This is a genomic window from Pseudoalteromonas sp. MEBiC 03485 (genome assembly GCF_004195145.1).
Lineage (GTDB): Bacteria > Pseudomonadota > Gammaproteobacteria > Enterobacterales > Alteromonadaceae > Pseudoalteromonas > Pseudoalteromonas apostichopi.
The window spans coordinates 2233640-2250731 of sequence record NZ_SGBT01000001.1; the positions used below are offsets into that span (position 1 = coordinate 2233640).

The following is a 17092-nucleotide window of genomic DNA, read 5'->3' on the forward strand; positions in this document are numbered from 1 at the left end:
AACATGTTGCGTTGACCTATTCTAAAGGTCTTACTCACTGTAAAGCAAGAACGCGTTCTGAAATTGGTTTTGTTTTAGCTTTTCTAAAACAGCCTGTGCTTCTGCGGCATCTTTTATTGGACCAAGACGTAATCGATAGATTCCATCTTTTTCAACAATGTTTGTTGGCACATGATATTGCTGACGAAGTTGAAACGCGAGCGCCTCAACATTAGCAAGAGTACTTCCCGCTGCAACCTGAATGTAGCTTAAACGAGGGGCAGAATTTGCAAGGGTAACAGCCTCAACCTTAACACGGGCTGTACCTTGTCGGTAATAACCCAATTTATAGGCCGCAGAATAAGATAAATCGATAATCCGATCTTCATGAAACGGTCCTCGGTCATTAACACGAACAATCACTGATTTACCGTTATCTAAATTTGTTACTCTGGCAAAGCTTGGTAGAGGGAGTGTTTTATGAGCTGCTGTCATTGCAAACATATCGTAGACTTCACCGTTTGAGGTGTGATAATTATGAAATTTTCGGCCATACCATGAAGCGATGCCTTCTTCTGCATAGCCTGTTTCATCAAGCATTGGCGTGTAGCGTTTACCACGAACTTCGTAAGGGCGACTGGCGCTGGCACTTTTAACAACAGGGGTAACTATCGCATCTTGCATTTCAAGTTCGGTCGGTTTACGAAGCGGCGCAGCATCATGCTCCATAGCATAGCGACCTTGCTGCGAAGAACTACATGCTGCTAGCAGCATTGAGAATAACGCTATTAATAAGAAATTGACTCGCTGTGTCATTATTTTAAAAGCATCCTTTTATCGGTGGCGATCGACATAATAATGCCAAACCCAGCCATTAAGGTCACCATTGAGGTGCCACCATAACTTATCAGAGGTAACGGAACGCCTACAACAGGCAGTAACCCAGATACCATACCAATATTTACAAATACATAAACAAAGAAGGTAAGGGTTAATGCACCGGCAAGAAGTTTACCAAAAGCATCTTGCGCGTTTACCGCAATATACAAGCCACGACCAATAATAAACAAGTACATACACAGCAATAAACAAACCCCAAAAAGGCCAAACTCTTCGCTTAGAACAGAAAAGATAAAATCGGTGTGACGTTCGGGTAAAAACTCTAATTGCGATTGAGTTCCTTGTAACCAGCCTTTACCTTCAATTCCTCCGGAGCCTATAGCAATTTTCGATTGAATAATGTGATACCCAGAGCCAAGAGGATCACTTTCTGGGTCCAAAAAGGTAAGTACTCGCTGCTTTTGATAATCAAGCATAACATAATGCCAAAATGGCCAAGCTGCTAATGCCACTGAGGCTGATAAAAAGCCAATTAAGCGCCAACTAAGCCCAGATAAAAACAATACAAATATACCTGAACTAGCTATCAAAATAGAGGTACCTAGATCGGGTTGTTCTTTAATTAAAATGGTTGGCACCATCACTATGGCAAAACCAATAATTAAATGCAGTGGACGAGGGGGAAGATGATTGCGACCAATATACCAAGCAACCATCATAGGCACAGCAATTTTCATTAATTCTGATGGTTGGAAACGGGTTACACCTAGGTCAAGCCAGCGCTGCGCTCCTTTTGAGCTAACCCCAAATAATAACACTCCTACCAGCATTAGTAGCCCCACACAGTAAAGCGGAATTACCATGCTTTTTAAAGTATTAGGCGAAAACTGAGCGAGAATGAACATACCGAGAATAGCGCCAAACATACGCGTTGCATGGCGTATCATCATTGCAGAGTCTTGGCCACTGGCGCTGTATACAATCGCTAAACTTGCAACCATCATAGCCAAAAGGGCTACAAGTAGCGGTACATCGAGGTGTAGACGCTGCCAAATTGAGCGCTTTTTATTTAATGGGATCATGGCGCGTCACTTTGGGTAATTTGAATTGGGTTAGCTGAGAAGTAGTAATCCATTAATTGACGAGCAATAGGAGCTCCAACCGTACTACCACCCCCAGTGTTTTCTACAACTACAGAGACAACAATCTGCGGGTCGTTATAAGGTGCAAAACCAACATAGATAGCGTTATCTCGTTGACGCTCTTTTAGCGACTTAGCGTCGTAACGTTCACCTTGTGCGATACTTACCACCTGCGCAGTACCTGTTTTGCCAGCAGGGTCGTAACTTGCCCCTCTAAATGCTTTATGTGCAGTACCAGTGACTTTGTGCACTGTATTATGCATAGCATCGAGAGCAATTTGCCAATGATGAGGATTTTTTAGTTCCACTGGGGGCTTTTCGTCATTGTTTATTTGCGTTACTTCATTTTCTTTTTTGGCTACTTGCACAAGATGTGGTGGATGATCGAGTCCACGGTTTACCAATATATTGGTTGCGTTAGCAATCTGCATTGGTGTGGCAGTCCAGTAACCTTGCCCGATCCCCACTGAAATTGTATCGCCACGCCACCAAGACTCTCTAAAGCGACCTTCTTTCCACTCTTTAGATGGCATTATTGCAGAAGTTTCTTCATGGATATCAATACCAGATAACTCACCAAATCCAAATTGATACATAAAATCACTGATTTTAGTAATGCCTAAACGATACGCAACGTCGTAAAAGTAGGTATCGCAAGACTCTTCAATGGCTTTGTAAACATCAACATGACCATGACCCCAACGCCTCCAGTCACGCCATTTGTGATCGACATTTGGAATCTGAAAAAAGCCCGGATCCCACATTTGTGTTTGCTCGGTAACGAGGCCTTCCTCAAGCGCTAAAATAGCCATGAGAGGTTTTACTGTCGATGCTGGTGCGTAACGACCCTGTGTAGTTCGGTTTATAAGTGGCCGGTCCGGGTTGAGCAGCTTTTTGTAGTCGGTACTACTGATCCCATGTACAAATAAGTTCGGATCATAACTGGGGTTTGAATACAGAGCTAATACGCCGCCATCTTTTGCATCAAGTACGACAACGGCACCACGCATATCTTTTAGAGCATGCTGTGCTATTTGTTGCAGGCCAATATCCAGGGTGAGTACTAAATCATGACCTGGTTCAGGTGGAGTAAGGCTCAATGTACGAATAACTCGGCCACGGTTATTCACTTCAACACGCTGTGAACCCACCATGCCATGCAGGAGCTCTTCATAATATTTCTCAATACCAAGCTTCCCAATGTCGTGAGTTGCACGGTAATTAGTAGCTTGATCTTCTGCTTCAAGCTTAATGAGTTCTTTTTTGTTGAGTTTGGCAACATAACCTAAGGCATGGGTGAGGGTATCACCATAGGGGTAAAAACGAGCTAACCGAGCTTCGATGCTAAAACCAGGGAATTTATGCTGATTAACAGAGAACTTTGCTACCTCAGTCTCGTCTAGACGGGCCTTTAATACTTGGCTTTTGAAACGGCGATTGTGCTTAATATCATCTAAAAAGTCGGCCTTTTGTTGCTCACTAATTTCGATGATCTGTTTTACTTCTGTTAGAGCTTTATCAAGATCGTCAACTTCTTCAGGGATCACTTCAAGATTGTAAACAGGTTTGTTCTCAGCCAATAATACGCCATTTCTGTCGTAAATGAGCCCTCGGTTAGGAGCAATAGGAATGACCTTGATTCGGTTATCGTTCGAACGTGTTTGATAATCTTGATGATCAATAACTTGGATGTTGTACAGGTTAGATAGCAACACACCAATTAACAATGTAACAAACACAAAGCCCACAAAGGCACGGCGAGCAAATAAGTTTGCCTCAGCCGAGTGGTCTCTAATCGTGGGTCTGTGTTTTCGCATTGGTTTTACTACTCGCGATGATAAGGGTGGTTGTTATTCAAGCTCCAGCCTCGGTATAGGCTTTCTGCAACAATAATGCGCACCAATGGGTGCGGTAGTGTAAGGTTTGATAATGACCACTTTTGCTCAGAGGCTGCGATACACTCTGGTGCTAAACCTTCGGGTCCACCAATCAACAAGCTGACATCACGACCATCAAGCTGCCATTTTTCCATGCTTTTCGCCAACTGGTGGGTATCCATGGGTTTACCCGTTACTTCAAGAGTAACAATACGGTTACCTTTAGGAATAGCTGCAAGGGTCTTTTCACCTTCAAGTTGTAAAATACGTTTGATATCAGCATTTTTACCACGTTTACCAGCGGGGATTTCAATAAGCTCAAGCGGCATATCACGCGGAAAGCGACGTTGGTATTCTGTGAATCCGGTTTCAACCCATGCTGGCATTTTGGTGCCAACAGCAATCAATTGTATTTTCAAAATGGTTACCTATGTCCTTGCTAAGGGTTAGCCCCAAAGTTTTTCTAGATCATAGAAGTCGCGAGTTTGGTCTTGCATTACGTGCACAACCACATCACCTAGATCAACCAGCACCCATTCGCCTTCGTTTTGGCCTTCGTAACCGAGAGGCTCTTCTCCAGCATGGCGTGCTTCTTTAGCAACGTGATCCGCAATAGATTGTACGTGGCGTTTAGAGTTTCCTGAGCATACTAATAAGTAATCAGTAATATCAGACTTACCACGGACATCAAGTTGCACCACATCACGGGCTTTCATATCGTCGACTTTATCAAGGGCAAATGCGAGTAGTTGTTTAGAATCCAAAGTGTTATCTCAAAAATAAATAATCTTAATTTGTTATTTTATCACGCAGACAGTATTTATTCATCTGTTTGGTAAAGATGATGCTGCGCAATGTATTGACTTACCGTGGTAGGTAAAAGTTCCGCTATATTATCATTTAAATGCAGCTTTTTTCTGATTTCGCTTGAGGCAGCATTAACTTGTAAGCCATTTAAAAAGAATAACTTACCTGCATGGGTTTGTTGCAGTTGGCTGAGCTGCTCAGTAAAAGCATTTTCTTTATAAACCGCTAACTCACCACTTACTTGACAGTGTTGACCCGGACGTTGATAAACAACGATATGGCATAGTTCGACAATTTCTTGCCATTTAAACCACTTGTCTAGGCTATTGAATGAGTCCATGCCGATTAAAAACATAATCGGTGAAGACGGATTTTCTGCACGAAGCTCTTTTAAGCTCAGTAGCGAATAAGATGCACCTTCTCTATTTAACTCTCGATAATCAATAGCAAAATGTGGGTTGTTTTCAATCGCGAGTTTCAGCATGTTAATTCGATGCTCATCACTTATTCCTGGCTTGGCTTTGTGAGCGGGAATAGCGCAAGGCATGAAGTAAAGGGTATCAAGTTGACACTGCTGAACGCATTGCTGGGCCATATTAATATGACCTAAGTGAATCGGGTCAAAGGTGCCACCGAAAATAGCAATCATGAATTGTCACTCTTAGTCGAAGACTGGGTGGCAAGGTAAAGGTATTGCCACTGGTTGGCAAAACATTAAGCATATGTGCATTAATGCTTGGTAGGGAGCTACGAGGTTCCCTTGTTTATAAGCTGCATCAAACTGAGCTAACTGAACTGTAATTTGTTCGAGTACTTTAATATTTAAGCGGTTTAAGGCTTGTTGAACAATCGCTTGTTGATTTTTCCAAATATTAAATTGCTTGTATAAATCAGCCATGTTGGCACCATTTAAGCGCCCATGTTGCATCGCCAGTAAATTTGCAGCTTCTTTGTTAATAGCCCAAAAAATACTCATTGCTTCGGTATTATCAGCGGCAAGTTTAGTCATTACTTTAACGGCTTGCTTGGCTTGGCCATTTAATAGAGCATCACTTAAGTCAAAAATATCAAACTTAGACTGGTTAAGCAGTCCTTGCATTACGGCTTGTTGGTCAATTAGCTCACTGCCGTAGAGTAAAGACAGTTTTTCTAGCTCTTGATGACAGGCAAGTAAATTACCTTCTGTGGCATCAATCAAGCTTTGTTTAGCATTGTTATGAAGGTTCAAGTTTAAACGGTAACATTGCTCATCCAACCAACGACTTAGATGATTACCTGTGAGGGGATAACAAGGAACGAATAAGCCTTGTTTATCTAAGGCCTTAAACCAAGCACTGCGTTGAATATCTTGGCTGGCTTTGGCACCTTTTAAAACCAAAATAGTATCGGGATTAGCAAGCTCAACAAGTTGTTTAAAGATTTGGCTGCCTTGAGTACCTGGTTTTTGCTCGTTTAAATCAAACTCAATTAAGGTACGAGCACTAAACAGCGACATACTCTGGTATTGAGCAACAATTTCTTGCCAATCAAAACCTGGCATTAAGGTAAATTTAATGACCTCGTCAAAGCCTTGCTGTTTAGCAGCTTGGCGAATTTGCATGACACACTGTTCAATTTGAAAAGGCTCTTCACCAAAGACCATGTAAAAAGGCGCTAGGCCTTTTTTTAACTGGCTCGGAAGTTGGTTTGCATAACAACGCATTAGAGTTGTGATAACTCACGAACGATACGGCGACTCGCTTGTTTACGAATTTCGTTTAATAGTAAATCAAGTTCTTTTGCCTTTGCAAGGGCATTGTCAGGGTCGTCTTGGTAGTTACGATACAGCTCAAAGCTTTGATTTATGGCTTTTTGACCTGGTCGCTTTAGGGTATAGCTTACGCTATAGGCAAGTTCATATTCAGCAACCTGACCATTATCAAATAATGACAATATTTGACGCTCTAGACGGTCTTTGTGGATGATTAACTCAGGGTATAGGCTGTCACTTTCGTTTAGCTTTACTTGACTAGCGATAAGCTCTTTTTCAACTAATTCGAATAGCGCTGATTTTTCATCATCACCAGCAAGGGTGATCACTTTCAAGTCTTCAGGCAAATTAGAGGCTTTCTTTAAGTGAAAGCCACAACTTGTTAGTAGTAAACAGACTAGCGCAAGGGCTAGTCCGTTTTTCAGTGCTTGAAGCGCTGCCATCTTAATTAGCAACCACGTTAAGTAGTTTGCCAGGTACGTAAATCACTTTACGGATGGTTACGCCATCAGTGAACTTAGTCACGTTTTCTTCAGCAAATGCTAGCGTTTCAACTTGCTCTTTCGTTGCATCTGCAGGCACTGTTAACTTAGCACGTAGCTTACCGTTAACCTGTACAATGATTAGCTTCTCATCTTCAACAAGCGCTGATTCATCAACCTTTGGCCATGCTGCATCTAAGATGTCGCCTTCTTTGCCAAGGTCTTGCCATAACTGGTGACACATATGCGGCGTGATAGGCGCAAGCATGATAAGCAATGCTTCAAGAGCTTCGTTAGCAATAGCTACATCTTGCTTATCTGCAAGTGGTGCTTTTAATAATTTGTTAGAGATTTCCATGATTGCTGCAATCGCGGTGTTGAATGTTTGACGACGTTCAACGTCATCAGTTACTTTTGCAATTGCTTTATGAAGCTCACGACGTAGTACTTTTTGGTCGTTGTTTAATGCTGACTTATCAAGCGCTTGGTAGCCTACTGTTTCTACATCAACAGCGTATTTCCAAATACGTTTTAAGAAACGCATTGCACCTTCAACACCTGAATCAGACCATTCAAGAGTTTGCTCTGGTGGTGCTGTAAACATCATGAATAAACGAACTGTATCTGCACCGTATTCGGCAATAACTTGTTGTGGGTCGATACCGTTGTTTTTCGATTTAGACATTTTGCTCATGCCTGCAGAGAATACCGGCTCGCCATCTTCTTTGTGCCACGCTTTAACAACACGACCTTTGTCGTCTGTTTCAGTTTGTACGTCTGTTGGTGAAATCCAGATATCACCGCCTTTCTCATCTTTACGATAGAAAGTATCAGCTAGTACCATGCCTTGACATAATAAGCGCTCAAATGGCTCATCTGAGTTAACTAAACCGAAGTCACGTAATAGTTTGTGGAAGAAGCGCGAGTAAAGTAAGTGCAAGATCGCATGCTCAATACCACCAATGTATTGGTTTACTGGTAACCAGTAATTTGCGGCACCTGGCTCAATCATACCTTCGTCAAAACGAGGGCTACAGTAACGTGCGTAATACCATGATGACTCCATAAAGGTATCGAAGGTATCAGTTTCGTGGAATGCAGGCGCGCCATTTACAGTTGTTTTAGCCCACTCAGGGTCAGCTTTGATTGGCGAAGTAACACCATTCATTACTACGTCTTCTGGTAAGCGAACTGGTAGCATGTCTTCAGTTGCTGCAAGCTCATCACCATTTTCGTCGCTAAGCATTGGGATTGGAGAACCCCAGTAACGCTGACGGCTAACACCCCAGTCACGTAGACGGAAGTTAACTTTACGCTCACCGACACCAAGTGCTTCTAGTTTGTCTGCAACCGCATTAAACGCTGCTTCAAACTCAAGACCATCGAACTCACCTGAGTTAACTAACACGCCTTTATCTGTGAATGCTTGATTGTCTAAATCAACCGTTTCTTCAGAACCTGCAGCTGGTGCGATAACTTGGGCAATCTCAAGGCCATAAGCTGATGCGAACTCGTAGTCACGTTGGTCATGTGCAGGAACAGCCATTACAGCGCCTGAGCCGTAATCCATTAATACAAAGTTAGCAACCCAAATTGGTACTTGCTTACCTGTTAATGGGTGAATCGCATAAAAGCCAGTAGCAATGCCTTTTTTGTCCATGGTTGCCATGTCTGCTTCTGCGATTTTCGTGTTTTTACACTCATCAACAAACATTGCCACAGCATCGCTGTTTTTAGCTGCTTCTTGTGCAATTGGGTGACCGGCAGCAACAGCAACATACGTCACACCCATGAAGGTATCAGGGCGAGTTGTATAAACACTGAATGTATCGTCGTTATCAGCACGCTTGAATTCGATTTCTAAGCCTTCAGAACGACCAATCCAGTTGCGTTGCATGGTTTTAACTTGCTCAGGCCAGTGATCTAGTTTGTCTAAATCATCTAATAATTCTTGTGCGTAATCAGTGATTTTGATAAACCATTGTGGAATTTCTTTTTGCTCAACAATGGCACCTGAACGCCAACCACGACCATCAATAACTTGTTCGTTAGCAAGTACAGTTTGGTCAACTGGATCCCAGTTTACTGTTGACATCTTTTTGTATACTAAGCCTTTTTCGTAAAGCTTAGTGAAGAACCACTGTTCCCACTTGTAGTATTCTGGGTGACATGTTGCGATTTCACGATCCCAATCATACCCAAAGCCAAGTTGCTTTAACTGATCGCGCATGTAATCGATGTTTTCGTAAGTCCACTTAGCAGGTGCGGTGTTGTTTTTGATTGCCGCGTTTTCAGCAGGAAGACCAAACGCATCCCAACCCATTGGTTGCATTACGTTTTTGCCTTGCAAGCGTTGGAAGCGAGATACTACATCACCAATGGTGTAGTTACGAACGTGACCCATGTGGAGTCGGCCGCTTGGGTATGGGAACATCGATAGGCAGTAATACTTTTCTTTGCTCTCATCTTCAGTGACTTTAAATACTTGGTTTTCTTCCCAGTAGGCTTGTACTTTTGACTCTATGTCTTGCGGGTTATATTGCTCTTGCATCTACGATTCCAGACTTCTTGCAAATTAATAAAAAATTGTCGATAAGGATAACCCAAAATACATGCTAATCACAGCGGCAAATAGGCGCTTTTATTAATTTTCCAATGAAATATATTTTCAGGACAGGTTAACCTATACTCAACTAGTATAACGATTGATTTTTCATCACTTTTGAAGGAGTAAACGATGGCAGATTATAAATCTTGGCTTAGTGATTTGAGTGCTTGGCTTAAAGACGTAAAAGAGAATGAGCTAAAAGATGCAATGGAGAAATTTGTTGAGTCAGAGCAGGCACTTAAAGATTTAGGTCAAGAAAAGCTATATCAGTATCGTGACTATTTAAAGCGCGATATTGACCATATCAAAGAAAACGACAGTCATTATGACTCACTCGCTTGGCTAGAGCTCAAAGAGTCTCTTTGGTACGAATTGTCGCATATCGAAGATAAAACCCAGCTTGAATGGCAAGCATTAAACCAAGATTTTAAACACAATGGTGTGTATCAAGAAGGAGAATGGATAGCCATGGGCACATTAGTATGTAAAAATTGTCAGCATAGTTACGATGTTTACCATGCTACGCAAATTACTCCTTGTACTGAATGTGGCGGTATTTATTTTCGCCGTAAGGCATTACAACCTTAATCAGTGACGCAGGCTTGTGCTGGGCGTTACCTATAATGCCCAGTCAAAACTGGGAAATAAGAAGTTAGAATGACAAAAAAACTAATCCCTCTACCTGTTTCTGCGTTAGCACCTGAGATTGCTGCAAGCCATGTTGCCACTTGCATGCAAAACCCATATCCAGAAGCCTTACCATTTATTGGCCAGCAACGTGCACAAAGTGCCCTCGACTTTTCATTGGGGATGGAATTACCTGGATATAATGTTTATGTAATGGGTGAAGCGGCGCACGGACGTTACACCTTAGTAAAAGACAAGCTCACAGCCCATTCAAAAGACCGCCCAACGCCTAATGAGTGGTTGTACGTTAATAACTATGAAGACCACCGCGAGCCTATTGCGTTATTTATGCAAGCTGGTCAATCAAAACAGTTAGCAGACGATATTGATTCTTTCATTGATGAAGTACTCGATACATTCCCCGCGGCTTTTGATAATCCTGGTTATCAACGTAAGAAAAAATCAATCGACCGTGAGTTTACCGATACTTACGATGCGGCAATTACATCAGTCGAAATTGCTGCTCTTGAGCAAAGTGTGGCTCTGATTGAAGAAAATGGCGTCGTTGGCTTTGCGCCTTTGGTTAACGGTAAACAACTGAGTGACAGTGAATTTGCAGCCCTTGAAGAGCCATTGCGTATTGAGTTTTATGAGGTCATTGAAAAACTTGAAGATGCATTAATCGAAGCACTGATTGAGCTGCCTCGCTGGAAGCGTGAGTCATCTGAGAAACTGCGTAACCTTAAAAAATCAACTGCAGAGCTTGCCACTAAACCACTAATTAAAGCCCTTGAACACAAATATGCCACGCATATTGGTGTGTTACGTTACTTAAAAGACATTCGTGAAGAAATCATTGATGCAGTGCTTGAGTGGCTCGACGACGATGAAAACGACGAAAATAAAGAAGACTTTGACCGTAAAGGGATGCTCACAGACTTCTTTGCGCCAAATATCTTAGTAGAATACAAAGAAGATGATGCAGCGCCTGTGGTGTATGAGCCAAATCCAACGTTTGGTAATATCTTCGGAAAAATTGAATATGCGACTTCGCAAGGCTCTTTAATCACCAGTTACCGTTCAATACAACCAGGTGCATTGCACCGTGCTAATGGTGGTTATTTGATTATGGATGCAGAGAAAGTTATGTCTAACCCACAAGTGTGGGATGGCCTTAAGTTATCTTTAAAAACGCATCAAATCAAAAACGACTTACCTTATCAAGACAGCTCAGTTGGGAGTAGCTTTACATTACGTCCGCAGCTTATTCCCCTTGATGTAAAAATAGTGCTGCTAGGCTCACGGGAGCTCTATTACACAATAGGTGAATATGACGAAGAGTTTGCTGAGTTATTTCGTGTACTCGCTGATTTTGATTACTATTTGCCAAGCAGTGACAAACTGCAATATCAGTTCATTACCAAGGTCACTGAATATTGTCAGCAGACACTTAATTGCACAGTAAATGAAGCAGCGATGGCGAGGTTATTAAAATTTAGTTATCGTCAAGCTGAACATCATAACAAGCTCTCAGCTCGTTTTGCTGATGTATTAGAATTAGTGGCAGAAGCCAGTTTTTATGCCAAGCAAGATGGGCAAACTGTGATTGATGCTCATCACATCGATGAAGCTATTGTAGGTAAGCAATATCGCACCGGGCAAATTTCAGAAACCATGTTGAGTGATATCAAAGAGGGGCAAATTTTAATTGCTACTGAAGGTCACGCCGTGGGCAAAGTGAATGGCTTAACCGTGCTGCACATTGGTGATACTTCATTTGGTACCCCTGCACGTATTACCGCCACTGTGTACGCAGGTGCAGATGGCGTTATTGACGTTGAACGTGAAGCCGAGCTGGGTAAAGCAATTCATTCAAAAGGGGTGATGCTATTAACCGGTTACTTAGGTAATAAATATGCTCAGCAATTTAGCCTAACGCTCAGTGCCAATATCGCAATCGAGCAAAGCTATGGTTACATTGATGGTGATAGCGCTTCATTAGCAGAGCTTTGCGCGCTAATATCGGCAATTACTAATTTACCTATTAGCCAATCTATCGCGCTTACAGGCTCAATTAACCAGCATGGAGACGTGCAATCAATCGGTGGCGTCAACGAGAAAATAGAAGGCTTCTTTAAGCTTTGTAAAATGCGTGGCTTAACTGGTGAGCAAGGGGTGATTATTCCTAAATCAAATCAAGTCAATTTAGTGCTTGATGACGAAGTGCTCGATGCGGTAGAAAAAGGACGCTTTAACATTTATGCCGTTGAAACAGTTGATCAAGCACTGAGTTTATTAATGGATAAAGACGCAGGCGAAATGACACCACAAGGTTATCCTGATGGCTCAATAAATGCCCTAGCATTAGCAAGGCTTGCCAATATTGCTGATATCGTTAATGGCGATAATGATGATGAGAAGGACGCAGAATGATTAATTTAATACTATTACTGATCATTGGTATTTTTTGCTTTTTAATTTTTAAAAATAGTAAAAAGGCGAAGCTACAAGCCCTTGAAAATGAAAAACTAGCAGCGGACTTTTTAGCGAACAATAGTAAAGCCGACGATGTTCATGAAACAGCATCTGGGTTGCAATACAAAATTGAGCAAAGTTCAGGTAATGACGCAAAACCAAATGCAACCAGTAAAGTAAAGGTTCATTATCATGGTACGCTTATGGATGGCAGTGTTTTTGACAGCTCAGTGGTAAGAAATTCGCCAATCAGCTTTGGCTTAAATCAAGTGATTGCTGGCTGGACTGAAGGCTTACAACTCATGAGCGAAGGGGATAAGTTTACCTTTTATATCCCGCCGCAGCTTGCGTACGGCCGTAAACGCCTAGGCAGTATTCCAGCAGGTTCATTGCTGATATTTGACGTAGAGTTGATAAAGATAGAATCTTAAATCTAATCTGCAATAGTGCTTGTTCACTTAGTTAAGCGAATGAGTATAAAACACAAAAAAGGCTTCATAATGAAGCCTTTTATTTTGTTATTTTTTGAGTCTTAAAATCAAACCAACAGTACTGAGTAATATGACTACGGCCCATACTGGCCAATTGCCATATTGGCTATAAATGCTATCGCCTTTAATTAACGTGATATTGGCCTCAAGTACATCAGCTTTAAATTGTGGCATAGCTAATTGTGATTTAGCGATAGGGTCGTAAACGGCGCTAATACCATTATTCGTCACGCGGATTAGCGGGCGCTGCAACTCTAAGGCGCGCATACGCGCTATTTGCATGTGCTGATGCGGGCCATGTGAGTCACCGAACCATGCATCGTTACTCACCGTGAATAAAATGTCGGAGTCACTGCGATAATTACCACGAACTAAATCGGCAAAGGCAATTTCATAGCAAATAGCCGGTAAAATATTTAAACCATTTGCGCGTAAATTGTTTTGTACTTCATCACCACGGGTAAAGGAGGACATAGGTAAATCAAACAGTGGCGCAATTGGGCGCAAGAAGTCCTGAAACGGCACAAATTCACCAATGGGTAATAACTGATGCTTTTGGTAGCGGTTTTTACCTAAATACTGATAATGACCTTCACTGTCATTGTGTTCTTTTTTACCCAGCACAATTAGCGTATTAAAAATGTTACGCGTGTCGTATTGGTAATCAACGATACCGGTAATAAGTGCGGTGTCATTAAACGTTGCAGCACTATCAAGGCCTGTTAAATACTCGGTTGATAATGCTTCAAGCTCGGGGACTGCTGCCTCTGGCCAGACAATTAAATCTGCATTCCAATGTAGGCGAGTCATATCTTGGTATTTGCTCATCGTCGTCCAAAACTCAGACGGCTCAAAGCGAAGATGCTGTTTAATATTACCCTGCACCAGTACAGTTTTAATAGTTTTGTCTTGGTAGTGAAGCTGATTGCTGTTTGCAATCGTATATAAGCCTGCTAAAAGAGCCACAGAGGCGATAAGTGGTTTAGTATCTTTGTATGCTATACGATATAAGGCAAACGCAATTAACATGCATACAAGCGTGATACCGAACTCACCAATTACGGGCGCTAAAAAATTAAGTGGGCTGTCTGTTTGCGTGTAACCAAAACTAAGCCAAGGAAAGCCTGTCAGCAATGTGCCACGTAAGTACTCTGTGGTTGCTATAGCGGCTAGTAACCAACAGATAAAGCTATATGGGCCTTTAGCAAGGCGTGTAGTCAGCCAAGCGGCTAATGCAGGATACAGAGCTAAATAAGCACATAGCAGCACCATTAATGATAGTGATGCTATTAACGGCATACCACCAAAGGTCGCTATTGATACATGAACCCAACTTATGCCCGCGCCAAACCAGCCTAAACCAAATATAAAGCCATATTTAGTACTTTGTTTAGCAGCTAATTTACCGTTTGCGAGTGGGTTTATGCAGTAGAGCAGGGCACCAAGAGAAAGAAAAGTTATAAACCATAGGTTATAGGGTGCGTAACTTAAGGTTAAAAAGAGGCCCGCAACAAGTGCGAGCCAGGCTTTTTTATCTTTTGCAAGGTGGCTTAGGTTAGTTAGCAGTTTCTTCACTGTCGTTATCATCAGCCTTTGGAATGGTGACTTGCAATTGTAAGATGCGGCGGTTATCTGAGTTAGTGACTTTAAAGTGTAAGCCTTCTACTTCGATGGTTTCACCACGGCTTGGCATATGGCCAAATGCATGTAAAACAATACCACCTATGGTGTCAGCATCAGAGGTGCTGTAACCGGTTTTAAAATATTCGTTAAAGTCATCAACTTCAGTCAGTGCTTGCACAGCGTAAACGTGCTTTGCAACTTGGCGAATATCTTGTAGGTCTTCACTTTCATCGTGCTCGTCTTCGATTTCACCAACGATGATTTCAAGAATATCTTCGATAGTTACAAGACCAGACACACCACCATACTCATCAATAACGATAGCCATGTGGTAACGTTGTTGACGAAACTCATTTAGGAGCGTGTCAACACGTTTACTTTCAGGCACTACAACCGCAGGGCGTAAATATTCACGTAATGAAGGTAGTTGATCATCTTTATTGATGATCAGTGGTAATAAATCTTTTGCTAATAAAATACCTTCAACATGGTCTTTGTCTTCACACACCACTGGAAAGCGTGAATGTGTTGAATCAACCATCATAGGCAATAGTTCTTCTAAAGGTGTATCAACCTCTAAGGTCACCATTTGCGAGCGTGGGATCATGATGTCACGCACTTTTAGCTCTGATACACCTAGTACCCCTTCAATCATGTCTTTGGTTTCAGGGTCGATAAGGTCGCGTTCTTGCGCATCGGCAATTACTTCTACCAGCTCTTCTCTATTCTGGGGTTCCCCTTGCAACATTTGGGCTATGCGGCCCAGCCACGTTTTGCCAGAAGAACCCTGGCTAGTTTGCGAGTTGTCGTCGCTCATTGCGTCTAATTGCTCCGTTAATTTAAATATCGTCTCGATATGGGTCAGCGATGTTCAGATCGGCAAGTAATTGCTTTTCTATGCTTTCCATTTCAAGTGCATCTTCGTCCTTTATATGGTCAAATCCAAGTAAATGCAAGCATCCATGGATAACCATATGGGCAAAATGGTCGTGAAAGGTCTTTTCTTGATCAATTGATTCGGCTAAAACAATGGCCGGACAAATGATTAAATCACCTACTAAAGGTAACTCAATGCCCGGTGGTGCTTCAAATGGAAAAGATAAGACATTAGTCGGTTTATCTTTGCCGCGGTAATCATTGTTGAGCTGCTGGCTTTGCGCTTCATCACTGATCACTATGGTCAGCTCTGCATCTTCACGGTAATTGCTAAGGGCTTTGTCAGCCCACAGCTGGAATTGTTCAAAGCTTGGTAAGTCGTCAAACTCACAGGCTATTTGTAAATCTAATTCGGTCACGAGTTTGCTTCTTGTTGGTTTGCTTGCGCTTCTTTCGCACGTTGTTTCTCAGCACGTTTTAAACGCTCTGCTTCATCGTTGCGCTCATAAGCTTCAACGATACGGGCAACAACCGGATGGCGCACCACATCGTGTGATTGGAAGAAGTTAAAGCTAATTTCATCTACACCGTTTAATACTTCGATGGCATGGCGAAGACCTGAACGAGCACCACGGGGTAAATCGACTTGTGTAATATCACCAGTAATTACCGCTTTTGAGTTAAAGCCAATACGGGTTAAGAACATTTTCATTTGTTCTGCTGTGGTGTTTTGGCTTTCATCAAGAATAATAAACGCGTCATTCAGTGTACGACCACGCATGTAGGCAAGGGGCGCTACTTCAATCACGTTTTTCTCAATCAGCTTTTCAACTCGCTCAAAGCCAAGCATTTCAAATAACGCATCGTATAATGGGCGTAAATAAGGGTCGATTTTTTGGCTTAAGTCACCAGGTAAAAAGCCTAGCTTTTCACCTGCTTCAACTGCAGGGCGGGTTAATAAAATACGGCGAATTTCTTGACGCTCTAAGGCATCAACAGCTGCTGCAACGGCTAAATAAGTTTTACCTGTACCGGCTGGGCCAATACCGAAAGTAATATCGTGATGCAAAATATTAGCAACATACACGCCTTGATTATCATTGCGCGGTTTAATAACGCCACGGCGAGTTTTAATCACCATGTCTTTGCCATATACACCTGGATTTTCATCTTGCTCAAGAGCATTTGATTCGCTAATCGCCAAATGTACGGCTTCAGGTTCAATTTCGCCAATCAGGCCGCGAATAGGTTGAGTTTCAATATAGAGGTTTTTTAGGATCTCAACAGCCGCTGCTGCAAGGTGCAGTTTACCGGTTACTCTGAAGAAATTATCACGGTGTGCTATCTCAACACCAAGGCGGCGTTCAATTTGCTTAATGTTTTCGTCAAACGGACCACATAAAGATGAAAGGCGTTTGTTGTCGGCGGGTTCTAAATAAATCTCTAATGTTTTTAACTGATTACTCAAAATTGCTTCCTATTGATGGGTGCAGGCAGTGCCTGCACCAAGTGTCA

Annotated in this window: 16 protein-coding genes; 3 read left to right on the forward strand and 13 right to left on the reverse strand. The window is 42.2% G+C overall.

All coding sequences use genetic code 11. The annotated features are described in order from the left end of the window. Nucleotides 1-30 precede the first annotated feature (30 nt). Genes EVU92_RS10315 through leuS form a run of 9 tightly spaced genes read right to left on the reverse strand, consistent with a single transcriptional unit; the run spans nucleotide 31 to nucleotide 9428 of the window. The gene (locus tag EVU92_RS10315) at nucleotides 31-795 is read right to left on the reverse strand and encodes a septal ring lytic transglycosylase RlpA family protein (protein WP_130051159.1); all 765 of its coding nucleotides are present in this window, start codon (nucleotides 793-795) and stop codon (nucleotides 31-33) included. Next, complete coding sequence (gene rodA, locus EVU92_RS10320; RefSeq protein WP_130051160.1) at nucleotides 795-1901, reverse strand: rod shape-determining protein RodA; 1107 nt, start codon at nucleotides 1899-1901, stop codon at nucleotides 795-797. The genes EVU92_RS10315 and rodA overlap by 1 nt, the downstream gene beginning before the upstream one ends. Beyond that, nucleotides 1898-3778 carry a penicillin-binding protein 2 gene (gene mrdA, locus EVU92_RS10325; protein ID WP_130051161.1) on the reverse strand — a complete coding sequence of 627 codons (1881 nt, stop codon included), beginning with the start codon at nucleotides 3776-3778 and terminating at the stop codon, nucleotides 1898-1900. Before mrdA ends, rodA begins: the two co-directional genes overlap by 4 nt. 8 nt (nucleotides 3779-3786) lie before the next feature. After that, complete coding sequence (gene rlmH, locus EVU92_RS10330) at nucleotides 3787-4257, reverse strand: 23S rRNA (pseudouridine(1915)-N(3))-methyltransferase RlmH (RefSeq protein ID WP_036967350.1); 471 nt, start codon at nucleotides 4255-4257, stop codon at nucleotides 3787-3789. Between the two features lie 27 nt (nucleotides 4258-4284). Beyond that, complete coding sequence (rsfS, locus tag EVU92_RS10335) at nucleotides 4285-4602, reverse strand: ribosome silencing factor (RefSeq protein WP_130051162.1); 318 nt, start codon at nucleotides 4600-4602, stop codon at nucleotides 4285-4287. Between the two features lie 56 nt (nucleotides 4603-4658). Further along, entirely contained in the window at nucleotides 4659-5294 is a 636-nt protein-coding gene (gene nadD / locus EVU92_RS10340) for a nicotinate-nucleotide adenylyltransferase (RefSeq protein ID WP_130051163.1), read from the reverse strand. A gap of 12 nt (nucleotides 5295-5306) precedes the next feature. Beyond that, entirely contained in the window at nucleotides 5307-6347 is a 1041-nt protein-coding gene (gene holA, locus EVU92_RS10345; RefSeq protein ID WP_130051164.1) for a DNA polymerase III subunit delta, read from the reverse strand. Next, a complete protein-coding gene (gene lptE, locus EVU92_RS10350) occupies nucleotides 6347-6838 on the reverse strand; it encodes an LPS assembly lipoprotein LptE (RefSeq protein WP_130051165.1) in 492 nt (163 codons plus the stop codon). Before lptE ends, holA begins: the two co-directional genes overlap by 1 nt. 1 nt (nucleotide 6839) lies before the next feature. Beyond that, nucleotides 6840-9428 carry a leucine--tRNA ligase gene (gene leuS, locus EVU92_RS10355; RefSeq protein ID WP_130051166.1) on the reverse strand — a complete coding sequence of 863 codons (2589 nt, stop codon included), beginning with the start codon at nucleotides 9426-9428 and terminating at the stop codon, nucleotides 6840-6842. Between the two features lie 186 nt (nucleotides 9429-9614). On the opposite strand from leuS, the gene EVU92_RS10360 reads away from it, so the two are divergent. From EVU92_RS10360 to EVU92_RS10370, 3 genes are all read left to right on the forward strand, one after another. Then, nucleotides 9615-10073, forward strand: a complete 459-nt coding sequence (locus tag EVU92_RS10360) for a zinc ribbon-containing protein (RefSeq protein WP_130051167.1) — start codon at nucleotides 9615-9617, stop codon at nucleotides 10071-10073. A 69-nt stretch (nucleotides 10074-10142) separates the two neighbouring features. Further along, a complete protein-coding gene (locus tag EVU92_RS10365; RefSeq protein WP_130051168.1) occupies nucleotides 10143-12545 on the forward strand; it encodes an ATP-binding protein in 2403 nt (800 codons plus the stop codon). Further along, nucleotides 12542-13018, forward strand: coding sequence for an FKBP-type peptidyl-prolyl cis-trans isomerase (locus tag EVU92_RS10370; RefSeq protein ID WP_130051169.1), 477 nt, complete (start codon nucleotides 12542-12544; stop codon nucleotides 13016-13018). The genes EVU92_RS10365 and EVU92_RS10370 overlap by 4 nt, the downstream gene beginning before the upstream one ends. Before the next feature lie 87 nt (nucleotides 13019-13105). On the opposite strand, the gene lnt is transcribed toward EVU92_RS10370, so the two are convergent. The 4 genes from lnt to EVU92_RS10390 are packed head-to-tail and all read right to left on the reverse strand — an operon-like array spanning nucleotide 13106 to nucleotide 17045. Beyond that, nucleotides 13106-14653, reverse strand: a complete 1548-nt coding sequence (lnt, locus tag EVU92_RS10375) for an apolipoprotein N-acyltransferase (protein WP_205987930.1) — start codon at nucleotides 14651-14653, stop codon at nucleotides 13106-13108. Then, nucleotides 14634-15518: a CNNM family magnesium/cobalt transport protein CorC gene (corC, locus tag EVU92_RS10380; RefSeq protein ID WP_130051171.1), complete on the reverse strand. Its 885-nt coding sequence runs from the start codon at nucleotides 15516-15518 to the stop codon at nucleotides 14634-14636. The genes lnt and corC overlap by 20 nt, the downstream gene beginning before the upstream one ends. 22 nt (nucleotides 15519-15540) lie before the next feature. After that, the gene (gene ybeY / locus EVU92_RS10385; RefSeq protein WP_130051172.1) at nucleotides 15541-15996 is read right to left on the reverse strand and encodes an rRNA maturation RNase YbeY; all 456 of its coding nucleotides are present in this window, start codon (nucleotides 15994-15996) and stop codon (nucleotides 15541-15543) included. Continuing rightward, entirely contained in the window at nucleotides 15993-17045 is a 1053-nt protein-coding gene (locus EVU92_RS10390; protein ID WP_054551658.1) for a PhoH family protein, read from the reverse strand. Before EVU92_RS10390 ends, ybeY begins: the two co-directional genes overlap by 4 nt. Nucleotides 17046-17092 lie beyond the last annotated feature (47 nt).

Coding starts and splice junctions, on each gene's coding strand:
- EVU92_RS10315 (WP_130051159.1), bottom strand. CDS start 795: ATGACACAGCGAGTCAATTTCTTATTAATAGCGTTATTCTCAATGCTG.
- rodA (WP_130051160.1), bottom strand. CDS start 1,901: ATGATCCCATTAAATAAAAAGCGCTCAATTTGGCAGCGTCTACACCTC.
- mrdA (WP_130051161.1), bottom strand. CDS start 3,778: ATGCGAAAACACAGACCCACGATTAGAGACCACTCGGCTGAGGCAAAC.
- nadD (WP_130051163.1), bottom strand. CDS start 5,294: ATGATTGCTATTTTCGGTGGCACCTTTGACCCGATTCACTTAGGTCAT.
- holA (WP_130051164.1), bottom strand. CDS start 6,347: ATGCGTTGTTATGCAAACCAACTTCCGAGCCAGTTAAAAAAAGGCCTA.
- lptE (WP_130051165.1), bottom strand. CDS start 6,838: ATGGCAGCGCTTCAAGCACTGAAAAACGGACTAGCCCTTGCGCTAGTC.
- leuS (WP_130051166.1), bottom strand. CDS start 9,428: ATGCAAGAGCAATATAACCCGCAAGACATAGAGTCAAAAGTACAAGCC.
- EVU92_RS10360 (WP_130051167.1), top strand. CDS start 9,615: ATGGCAGATTATAAATCTTGGCTTAGTGATTTGAGTGCTTGGCTTAAA.
- EVU92_RS10365 (WP_130051168.1), top strand. CDS start 10,143: ATGACAAAAAAACTAATCCCTCTACCTGTTTCTGCGTTAGCACCTGAG.
- EVU92_RS10370 (WP_130051169.1), top strand. CDS start 12,542: ATGATTAATTTAATACTATTACTGATCATTGGTATTTTTTGCTTTTTA.
- corC (WP_130051171.1), bottom strand. CDS start 15,518: ATGAGCGACGACAACTCGCAAACTAGCCAGGGTTCTTCTGGCAAAACG.